The organism is Arcobacter sp., assembly GCF_050300555.1.
In the GTDB taxonomy this organism is placed as follows: Bacteria; Campylobacterota; Campylobacteria; order Campylobacterales; family Arcobacteraceae; genus Arcobacter.
In genome coordinates this window covers 1-2,607 of the sequence record NZ_JBNKXY010000030.1, presented here as the reverse complement: position 1 = coordinate 2,607, position 2,607 = coordinate 1, and the positions used below count along the sequence as shown (strand labels likewise).

Sequence of the window (2,607 nt, the reverse complement as noted above, 5' to 3'; positions counted from 1 at the left end):
AGGATTGGCAATATGTAAAGAGTTGTCGTATTTATTAAAAGGAGATATAAGTGTGACAAGTGAACTTGATAAGGGTTCAACCTTTGAAGTTGTTATTGCTAAGAATGAAGATTTATTACATGGGCTTAATGTTTTAAGTTTAAAAAAAGAGACTCAAACTACTACAAATGAAACAAAAGAAGAAAATTTATTTATTGAGTTGGATAGTGAAGAAGAATTAAAAAAAGAGATAATTTTAGTTTACAATAATGATCCTGTCAAATTTTTTAGTGTAATTATGAATCTAAACAAAATATTTGAAGTAAAGCAAAGTGCTAATTTAAAAGATATAAAAGAACTTTATGACAAAGATAATGCAAAAGTTTTAATTGATGTCTCTAATAATACTGTTTTAGAAATAGATGAATTTATAGAATTTTTTGGAAAAGATTTAATTTTAATATATGAAGATAATATTGATTTAGAATTGAGTGAAAAAGTCTTTAGTATCATTAAAAAACCTATTGATTATGAAAAAATTGTTAATATAAAAAAGGATTAATATGCCCAAAGAAATTAAATTAGAAAAGATATTGTCATTACACTTTTTAAAGTTTTCATTAATTCCTATAATAATAGTTGAGATTACTCTATTGATATTATATTTTTCTATTAATCAATATATATCCATAAAAAATACTGATTTTCTTTTAGAAGAAGCTCAATCTCACAGTAGAGAACTTTTAAAAAATGAAACTACATTTATAAGTGATAAGTTATCAGAAGTATCAAGATTAGCACAAATACTTCAAATTGAGCATGAAAAAATATTTACAAATCCAGAAAAATTTATATTGCAAAATGAAAAACCTTCTTTTGATGTGGCGAAAAATGGAGTTTATTATAAAACAAATAAAGCAGGAGCTAGTTTATACTATTCTGCTAAAACAACACAAACTGATGAAACAAAATATAAAGCATATTTTACAGAAGCAATGGATTCTTCATTGCAAAGTATTGTAGATGTAAATCCAAATATTGTAGCTGCTTATTTTAATAGTTGGGATAATATGAATAGACTTTACCCATATATTGATAATGTATATGAACAATATGGTGAACATATACAAATGGAAGATTATAACTTCTACTATCTTGCAGATAAAAAACATAATCCTTCTAAAAAACCTGTATGGACAAGTGCTTATTTGGATCCAGCAGGCAATGGCTGGATGTTATCATGTATAGTTCCAATATATAAAAATGAGTTTTTAGAAGGAGTTACAGGATTAGATATAACAATAGATAATTTTGTTAAAAATATTTTAAATAGAAAACTCTTACATAATGCAAATCTATTTATGATAGATGAAAATGGAATGATAATCGCTATGTCAGAAAAAATAGAAACGCTTTTAAAGTTAAAAGAGTTGAAAGAACATCTATATACAAATGCTATTTTAAAAACTATAGAAAAGCCAGAAGAGTTTAATATACTTAAAAACAAAAGCCCTTTTGCTGAACATTTTAAAAAACTTATTGAAAATAATTTACTTAGTGCTACTTTAAATATTGGAGATAAAGAGTACTTAACTTTAAAACAAGATGTAAAAGAGACTAATTGGAAAGTTATGATTTTAATTGATAAAGATGAAATTTTCAATTCTATTAAATCCTTAGAAAATTTATCCAATAAAATTGGTTATATTGCTATAGCTTTTTTAGTCTTCTTTTATATTGTTTTCTTTTATTTTTTAATAAAAAGAATAAATAAGTTTTCTTATTCAATAACTAAGCCAATCATAAAATTATCAAATCAAACTTCACAAATAAAAACAACAGATACAAAAGTTAAACTTATTAAGACGGATATACTTGAATTAGATCAGTTAAATAATAACTTTACAAGAATGATGAGAGAACTAAATGAAAGAACAAAAAAACTTTACGAATCAAAAATAATTGCGGAAGAATTAGCTAAATCCAAAGATGATTTTTTGGCAAATATGAGTCATGAATTAAAAACGCCATTGAACTCAATAAATGTAATAAGTGATGTAATGATAAAAAATAGAACAGAGAATCTAGATGAGAAACAAATAAAGAATCTAGAGATAATAAATAAATGTGGGAAAGATTTGCTGTTTTTGATAAATGATGTACTAGATATATCAAAACTAGAAGCAGGACAAATAATATTGAATAATGACATAATAAAAATAAAAGAGTTGATTACAAGTATATATGATATGTTTTATCCACAAACAAAAGCAAAAGGGATAGATTTTGTATTAAAAATAGATGAAAGCTTAGAGAGTATGTATAGTGATGAAGATAGAATAAAACAGATAATAAAGAATCTATTGAGTAATGCTTTAAAATTTACAGATAAAGGGAAGATAAGTTTAATAGTAAAAGATGAAGAGAAGAATATAAGAGTAATAGTAAAAGATGAAGGGATAGGGATACCAGAAGATAAGTTAGAAAATATATTTGATAGATTTAAACAAGTAGATGGAAGTACGACAAGAAAATATGGAGGGACAGGATTAGGATTGGCAATATGTAAAGAGTTGTCGTATTTATTAAAAGGAGATATAAGTGTGACAAGTGAACTTGATAAGGGTT

The 2,607-nt window shown here is 24.5% G+C and carries 2 protein-coding genes; both read left to right on the top strand.

What is annotated here, in order from left to right:
* Positions 1 to 541, top strand: a 541-nt coding sequence (locus ACQY5W_RS12935) for a hypothetical protein (protein ID WP_428025387.1), incomplete at its 5' end; no start/stop codon positions are given.
* A gap of 1 nt (position 542) precedes the next feature.
* Positions 543 to 2,607, top strand: a 2,065-nt coding sequence (locus tag ACQY5W_RS12930) for an ATP-binding protein (RefSeq protein ID WP_428025386.1), incomplete at its 3' end; no start/stop codon positions are given.